This window comes from Thermocrispum agreste DSM 44070, assembly GCF_000427905.1.
Taxonomy (GTDB): Bacteria; Actinomycetota; Actinomycetes; order Mycobacteriales; family Pseudonocardiaceae; genus Thermocrispum; species Thermocrispum agreste.
In genome coordinates this window covers 389,558-397,500 of the sequence record NZ_ATYX01000007.1, presented here as the reverse complement: position 1 = coordinate 397,500, position 7,943 = coordinate 389,558, and the positions used below count along the sequence as shown (strand labels likewise).

Here is a 7,943-nt window from a genome sequence, read left to right as displayed (position 1 = left end):
CTGCCAGCTTCCCGGATGCCGTGCATGGTTAGTCGAAGCGCTTGGGATGGCGTGCCGGAGAGGGTGAGAGCCCCGTAGGCGAAAACTGTGTGGCGGTGTCTTGCTGGTGTTCCCGAGTAGCAGCGAGCTCGTGGAATTCGCTGTGAATCTGCCGGGACCACCCGGTAAGCCTAAATATCTCCTGGTGACCGATAGCGGACGAGTACCGTGAGGGAAAGGTGAAAAGTACCCCGGGAGGGGAGTGAAAGAGTACCTGAAACCGTGTGCCTACAAACCGTCAGAGCCTTGCTGTTTGGTGGGGTGATGGCGTGCCTTTTGAAGAATGAGCCTGCGAGTTAGTGCTGCGTGGCGAGGTTAACCCGTGGGGGGTAGCCGTAGCGAAAGCGAGTCTGAATAGGGCGTGTGAGTCGCGTGGCCTAGACCCGAAGCGGAGTGATCTACCCATGGCCAGGGTGAAGCGCCGGTAAGACGGCGTGGAGGCCCGAACCCACTTAGGTTGAAAACTGAGGGGATGAGCTGTGGGTAGGGGTGAAAGGCCAATCAAACTCCGTGATAGCTGGTTCTCCCCGAAATGCATTTTGGTGCAGCGTCGTGTGTTTCACCCTGGGGGTAGAGCTACTGGATGGCCTAGGGGCCTTACCAGGTTACCGAAGTCAACCAAACTCCGAATACCAGGGTGTGAGAGCGCGGCAGTGAGACGGCGGGGGATAAGCTTCGTCGTCGAGAGGGAAACAGCCCAGAACACCAGCTAAGGCCCCTAAGTGTGTGCTGAGTGGGAAAGGATGTGGGATTGCCGAGACAACCAGGAGGTTGGCTTAGAAGCAGCCATCCTTGAAAGAGTGCGTAATAGCTCACTGGTCAAGTGGTCCTGCGCCGACAATGTAGCGGGGCTAAGCACACCGCCGAAGCTGTGTCACTCACACGTGAGATCCGCCATGCCTCTTCGGGGGTGTGGTGCAGTCGTGTGGGTGGGTAGGGGAGCGTCGATCATCCGGTGAAGTGCCGGCGGAAGCCAGGTGTGGAGGGTGGTCGAGTGAGAATGCAGGCATGAGTAGCGAAAGCAGAGTGAGAAACTCTGCCGCCGGATGACCAAGGGTTCCTGGGCCAGGCTAATCCGCCCAGGGTAAGTCGGGACCTAAGGCGAGGCCGTCAGGCGTAGTCGATGGACAACGGGTTGATATTCCCGTACCCGCGTGTGCGCGTCCCTGGCGAGGCAGGTGATACTAACCACCCGAAGCCTCTTCTCCTGCACTTTGTGTGGGGGTTGTGGGTGGAGCGTGGGACCTGAGCCTGTAGTAGCCAAGCGATGGGGTGACGCAGGAAGGTAGCTCCGCCAGTGAGTGGTAGTACTGGTGTAAGCGTGTAGGGCGAGTCGTAGGCAAATCCGCGGCTCATGAAGCCTGAGGCGTGACGCGTAGCCGATTGAGGCGAAGCAGAGTGATCCTATGCTGCCGAGAAAAGCCTCTAGCGAGTGCGCACGCGGCCCGTACCCCAAACCGACACAGGTGGTCAGGTAGAGAATACCGAGGCGATCGGGCGAACTGTGGTTAAGGAACTCGGCAAAATGCCCCCGTAACTTCGGGAGAAGGGGGGCCACTGTTCTTGAAGCCCCGTGCGGGCTAGGGGATGGTGGCCGCAGAGACCAGCGAGAAGCGACTGTTTACTAAAAACACAGGTCCATGCGAAGTCGCAAGACGATGTATATGGACTGACGCCTGCCCGGTGCTGGAACGTTAAGAGGACCGGTTAGCCTGCCCCTTGTGGGTGGGCGAAGCTGAGAATTTAAGCGCCAGTAAACGGCGGTGGTAACTATAACCATCCTAAGGTAGCGAAATTCCTTGTCGGGTAAGTTCCGACCTGCACGAATGGCGTAACGACTTCTCGGCTGTCTCAACCACAGGCCCGGCGAAATTGCACTACGAGTAAAGATGCTCGTTACGCGCGGCAGGACGGAAAGACCCCGGGACCTTTACTACAGCTTGGTATTGGTTTTCGGTTCGGCTTGTGTAGGATAGGTGGGAGACTGGGAAGCGGTCACGCCAGTGATCGTGGAGTCGCCGTTGAAATACCACTCTGGCCGGATTGGGAATCTAACCTCGGACCATGATCTGGTTCAGGGACAGTGCCTGGTGGGTAGTTTAACTGGGGCGGTTGCCTCCTAAAAGGTAACGGAGGCGCCCAAAGGTTCCCTCAGCCTGGTTGGCAATCAGGTGTCGAGTGTAAGTGCACAAGGGAGCTTGACTGTGAGACCGACAGGTCGAGCAGGGACGAAAGTCGGGACTAGTGATCCGGCATCTCCTGGTGGAAGGGGTGTCGCTCAACGGATAAAAGGTACCCCGGGGATAACAGGCTGATCTTGCCCAAGAGTCCATATCGACGGCATGGTTTGGCACCTCGATGTCGGCTCGTCGCATCCTGGGGCCGGAGCAGGTCCCAAGGGTTGGGCTGTTCGCCCATTAAAGCGGCACGCGAGCTGGGTTTAGAACGTCGTGAGACAGTTCGGTCCCTATCCGCCGCGCGCGCAGGAAACTTGAGGAAGGCTGTCCCTAGTACGAGAGGACCGGGACGGACGAACCTCTGGTATGCCAGTTGTCCCGCCAGGGGCACGGCTGGTTAGCCACGTTCGGTTGGGATAACCGCTGAAAGCATCTAAGCGGGAAGCCCGTTCCAAGATGAGGTTTCCACGCCACATCATGTGGTGAGAGGCCCCCTACAGACGATGGGGTTGATAGGCCAGAAATGGAAGCCCAGTAATGGGTGGAGTTGACTGGTACTAATCGGCCGATAACTTGACCACAAAGACGCTACGCATCCACTCTGCAACTCTGAAACACCACCACCAGCAACACCCGCCCGGGGTGGTTGTTTCACAGAGTTACGGTGGTCATAGCGGCAGGGAAACGCCCGGTCCCATTCCGAACCCGGAAGCTAAGCCTGCCAGCGCCGATGGTACTGCACCCGCCAGGGTGCGGGAGAGTAGGACACCGCCGGACACCCACACAACCACATCCTTCGGGATGCCAAAAAAAAAGGGGGGGTCGGGAGTTCAGCTGAATCCCGACCCCCCCCTTTTTTTCTTTTTTCTATGGGGGGCTGCGGCCGCCCTTCTTCTTTTCTTTCTATGCCCACTCAACTTCGGCCCGCCTTCTATGCCCACGGATTTCGGCCGACCGGTGCCCAGGTGAAGGTCTGTGTCTGTACAGGCTGGCCGTCGGTATAGGCGGGCCGGAAAAGCAGTTCGTCACGGCAGGATCGGGACCGGCTGGCCGGCCACACCGGAAGCAGGGTCGATGGACGAGGGGCAGGGAGTTGGTTCGTTCCACGGCGGTCGAGGAAGGAACTGTTGGCGGGCTCGTCGCGGTAAGAGGGGTTCGTGGCGACAAGAAGGGGCGGGCGACAGGCAGCTGTGCCACGGCAGCGGTCGACACCGGATGGGGCCGGGTTCCTGGTGAGAAACTCGGTGGACCGGACGCTACGGGTGCTCGATCCTGAGGGCATGGATGTCCGTCTGCACGCCGACCCGGAAGACTTCTGGAACGCCGCCGGCCCGATCTACGAGTCGGATCCCATACGCCACACCATCCCGCTGACGGTGATCACCGGTCTTCGCGCCGAGTACCGGCAGCGGCAGAACGCTTCCGGCCAGATCTCCGATGTCTATGGCACGAAGCCGCTGCTGGTGACCATCACCGAGCACGGCGAAACGGTCGGCGCGGCGTACTGCACCCCACCGTGGCCTCTCGGAGTGTCCGGGGTGACGATCGACCACATCCGGCCCTGGCTGAGTTTCTCCGTGACATCGGTGTCGAGCTCGCCGGCGTGAGTGGGCCGTGCGAGGTGGCTGATGCGTTCGCCGAGAAGTGGGGCTCCAGCACCACCGCGGCGATGAGGATGCGGTGCTACCGCTTGGCAGAACTGATTCCGCCGGATGTGCCGGGATCCATGCGCTTGGCGCAGGCCGAGGACATTCCGTTGCTGGAGGCCTGGGAGGCCGCCTTTTCCATGATGCACAGATGCCGGTCGGGAGGCCGAACCACCGTCGTCAGATCGTTCAATCGCTGGCATTGGGAAACGCGCACGGGTTGTGGCACGACGATGGTGTGGTCAGGTCGATGGCGCGTGCGAGCGCGCAACTCCACGGCATGTCCCGGGTGGGGATGGTCTACACGCCACCGGAGCATCGTCGGCGTGGTTACGGCGCTGCGGTCACCGCAGCGGTGAGCCAGTGGGCGCTCGACCAAGGCGCTCGCGATGTCGTGCTGTTCACCGACCTGGACAATCCGACCTCGAATTCGATCTATCAGAAGATCGGGTACCGCCCGGTATACGATGCGGTGGAGTATCGCTTTCCGACTACTGTGGCTTAGGTGACCACGCGGGATCGAGCTGCAGCGAAACCCGGTCGGTACGGCGTGACGCACGATCGCGCCGAGGAGCTGCTGGCCGCCGCAGGGTGGTGGGTGCCGGCCAGCTCGACCGACCGTTCTCCTGACGGAGCCGGCCCAGCCGCGAGCGGATCGCCTCCGCAGGCGACACGCCCTGACCACACAGCCGGCGACGGCCGCCGTCCCGGCCCGGTAGAGGAGAGTGAGCCCGTCCTGCTCGCGCTGTCCCGCACCGCCGACCCCGATCAGGCACTGCTCGCTCTGGATCGGCTGCGCGAGGCCATCGGATCCGGATGGACCGAGCTGAACCGCGCGCTGCACGACCACCCTGGCCTTCGTGGACGGCTGCTCGCGGTCCTCGGCGGATCGACGGCGCTGGCGGACTATCTGGTCAACGCACCGGAGCAATGGCGTCGCCTGATGGATCCGCCTCCCGGGTCGGCGGAGATGTACACGCACCGTCTCCTGGAGGCCGTGCGGACGCCGCACGGCGATCTGCCAGCAGGCAAGCACGCCATCAAAGCCTTGCGCGCCGGATACCGCGGTATGCTGCTCGAGATCGCCGCGGCAGACCTCGGTGCGCTCGTCGAGCCGGACTTGGAACGCCCCACGTACGCCGAGGTCACCGCACGCCTGACCGCGCTCGCGGAAGCCACCCTTCGGGTCGGGCTGGACATCGCCTGGCGGGAGGTCACCGGAAGCGGGCAGGCCAGCGGTGACGACACCGCTCGTCTGTCCGTGATCGCCATGGGCAAAACCGGCGGGCGGGAACTGAATTACGTCAGCGACGTCGACGTCATCTTCGTGGCCGAAGGCGACCTGGAGGTCGCGACCCGGGTGGCCAGCACGATGATGCGTGTGGTCGGCGCGGCCTGTTTCGAGGTCGACGCCGCACTGCGTCCTGAGGGCAAAGCTGGTGCTCTAGTGCGCACCTTGGAGGGTCATCGCACCTACTACCAGAAATGGGCGCGTACGTGGGAATTCCAAGCGCTGCTCAAAGCCCGCCCAGTGGCGGGTGACGAGAAGCTCGGACAGCAGTACGCCGAGGTCGTGACGCCTTTGGTCTGGTCCGCAGCCGAGCGGGAGAACTTCGTCGCGGACGTCCGGAGCATGCGCCGGAAGGTCGAAAGCCACGTGCCCGCCGAGATCGCCGAGCGCGAGTTGAAACTCGGTCGCGGTGGTCTGCGCGACGTGGAGTTCGCGGTGCAGCTGTTGCAGCTGGTCCACGGCCGGGCGGACGTCACTTTGCGTTCGCCGTCGACGATGGAGGCACTTGCCGCGCTTGGCCGCGGTGGTTACCTGGGCCGCGCCGACGCCGCGGAGCTGGAATCGGCTTACGAGTTCCTGCGCACCGTCGAGCACCGGCTTCAGCTGCGTCGCTTGCGCCGCACCCACCTCTTCCCGCCGGAATCCGACATTGCGGAGCTGCGCTGGCTCGCCCGGGCACTTGGCGTGCAGCCGTCACGGGGACGCGACGCCAGCGAGGTCCTGGTGGCGGAGTACAGGCGCAAAGCCGCAGTGGTCCGCAAGCTGCACGAGAAGGTCTTCTACCGCCCGTTGCTCGAAGCCGTGGCGCGAGTCCCCACCGAAGCGCTCCGGCTGACCACCACACAGGCGGCCAGCCGGCTGGCCGCGCTCGGCTACACCGCCCCGGACGGCGCACTGAGCCACATCAAGGCTTTGACCTCGGGCGTGAGCCGGAGGGCCGCGATCCAGAAGACGCTGTTGCCGGTACTGCTCGACCGGTTCGCGGACACCCCGGACCCGGACGGTGGTCTGCTGGCCTACCGGCGCGTGTCCGAGGCCCTGGCCGAGACGCCGTGGTATCTGCGGGTCCTGCGTGATGAAGGTGCGGTGGTGGACAACCTGGCAACCGTGCTCGGCACCTCGAAGCTGGTTCCTGACTTGCTGGTACGCGCGCCCGAGGTGCTACGCCTGCTCGGAAATCCCGCCGAGCTGACCGCGAAGCGCCCGGAGGAGGTTGCGGCGGCGCTGCAACAAGCCGTCCGCAGGCAAACGTTCCTCTACAACGCTGTGTCCACGGCGCGCTCGCTCCGCAGGCACGAAATGCTTCGTGTGGCTTGCGCAGACGTGCTGGGCCTACTCGCAGTCCCCGAGGTCTGCGCAGCCTTGTCGAGCGTGTGGGACGCGGTTCTGGACGCGACGCTGGCCGTGTCCCTGGCCAGAAGGCCCTCAGGGGTGGCGCGTATCGCCATCATCGGGATGGGCAGGCTAGGGGGTTCCGAGCTCGGCTACGGAGCGGATGCCGACGTCTTGTTCGTCTGCGAGCCGTACGACGGGGTCAGCGACCGCGAGGCCGTGGAGTTCGCGACCGAGGTGTGCAGCTCGCTGAGCAGGTTGCTGGGGGCGCCCAGTCAGGACCCGGCGATGAAGGTCGACACCGACTTGCGTCCGGAAGGCAGGCAAGGGCCCCTGGTCCGCACCCTGAGCTCCTACCAGGCGTACTACGACCGGTGGGGCGAGGTGTGGGAAGCACAGGCGCTGTTGCGGGCGCGGCCGGTCGCCGGCGACGAGGATCTGGCGCGGCGGTTCATCGGCATGATCGAGCCGGTGCGATACCCGGCCGGTGGGCTGACTGCCGACCGCGCCAGGGAAGTGCGCCGGATCAAAGCGCGGGTGGATTCGGAGCGCTTGCCACGTGGGACGAATCCGCGGACGAACACCAAGCTGGGGCCCGGGGGCCTCGCCGACGTGGAGTGGACGGTGCAGCTCCTGCAGCTGATGCATGGTCATGAGATTCCCGAGCTGCGCACTGTGTCGACGTTGCAGGCTTTGCAGGTACTGCAGGACAAGGGAGTGGTGGCCGAGCAAGACGCCGTCACGCTGCGCGACGCCTGGCTGTTGGCCACCCGCGTGCGCAACGCCGCTGCTCTGGTGCGGGGCAAGCAGGTCGACCAAGTGCCCACCACCGGGAAGGAATTGGCGTCCGTCGCACGGATCGTCGGCTACGGCCCGGACACCGACCCTGGTGAGTTCCTCGACTCCTACCTGCGCACCATGCGGCGGTCGCGTGCGGTGGTGGAGAGGATCTTCTACCGGTCCTGATCACACCTGGACACGAAGTATCGGGTGAACACCGACCGCGGCTCTTAGAGTGAGCGTATGAGTGAGTTCGTTACCCGAATTAAGGTTCGCCACTACGAGCTGGACACCTTGGGGCACGTCAACCACGCCGTCTATCACCAGTACGCCGAGGTAGCACGCTTCGAGTGGTTCCGGCACATGGGCGGGGACGAACTCGCCGAAGGCGGACTGACGATTGCGCCGGTTCTACTGGAGACCCGGGTGTGGTTTCTGCGCGAGCTGCGGAACGGGGAAGAGATCGACGTCACCTGCGACGCCACTTTCGGTGACGGCAAGACGTTCACCATGTACTCGGAGATCCGCAAACTCGACGGCACGGTTTCGGCAAAGATCGAGTGTGTGCTCGGCGTGATGGACCTCAACCGTCGCAAGCTGGTGGACAAGCCGGTGGAGGCGTTGCGGGAGCTGGGCCTGCGGGTCTGAGCATTCCGCCGACGTTGGAGAGACGACGAC

Annotated in this window: 4 protein-coding genes and 2 rRNA genes (1 of these 6 cut by a window edge); all 6 read left to right on the top strand. The window is 63.7% G+C overall.

All coding sequences use genetic code 11. From position 1 onward, the window contains the following. A 23S ribosomal RNA gene (locus YWY_RS0106055) occupies positions 1-2,797 on the top strand (it extends 340 nt beyond the left edge of the window). Positions 2,798-2,876: 79 nt separating this feature from the next. Beyond that, positions 2,877-2,993 (top strand): 5S ribosomal RNA (rrf, locus tag YWY_RS0106050). A 503-nt stretch (positions 2,994-3,496) separates the two neighbouring features. Further along, positions 3,497-3,823, top strand: coding sequence for a hypothetical protein (locus tag YWY_RS0106045; RefSeq protein WP_156899116.1), 327 nt, complete (start codon positions 3,497-3,499; stop codon positions 3,821-3,823). Positions 3,824-4,013: 190 nt separating this feature from the next. After that, positions 4,014-4,367, top strand: coding sequence for a GNAT family N-acetyltransferase (locus YWY_RS0106040; RefSeq protein ID WP_084609017.1), 354 nt, complete (start codon positions 4,014-4,016; stop codon positions 4,365-4,367). Next, positions 4,368-7,451 carry a bifunctional [glutamine synthetase] adenylyltransferase/[glutamine synthetase]-adenylyl-L-tyrosine phosphorylase gene (locus tag YWY_RS0106035; protein ID WP_028846876.1) on the top strand — a complete coding sequence of 1,028 codons (3,084 nt, stop codon included), beginning with the start codon at positions 4,368-4,370 and terminating at the stop codon, positions 7,449-7,451. Positions 7,452-7,508: 57 nt separating this feature from the next. Continuing rightward, on the top strand, positions 7,509-7,913 hold the full coding sequence (locus YWY_RS0106030) for an acyl-CoA thioesterase (RefSeq protein ID WP_028846875.1): 405 nt from the start codon (positions 7,509-7,511) through the stop codon (positions 7,911-7,913). The last annotated feature ends 30 nt before the right edge of the window (positions 7,914-7,943 follow it).

Excerpts from the sequence above, each read along its gene's own strand:
- YWY_RS0106030 (WP_028846875.1), top strand. The coding sequence starts at position 7,509 with ATGAGTGAGTTCGTTACCCGAATTAAGGTTCGCCACTACGAGCTGGAC.
- YWY_RS0106040 (WP_084609017.1), top strand. The coding sequence starts at position 4,014 with ATGCCGGTCGGGAGGCCGAACCACCGTCGTCAGATCGTTCAATCGCTG.
- YWY_RS0106045 (WP_156899116.1), top strand. The coding sequence starts at position 3,497 with ATGGATGTCCGTCTGCACGCCGACCCGGAAGACTTCTGGAACGCCGCC.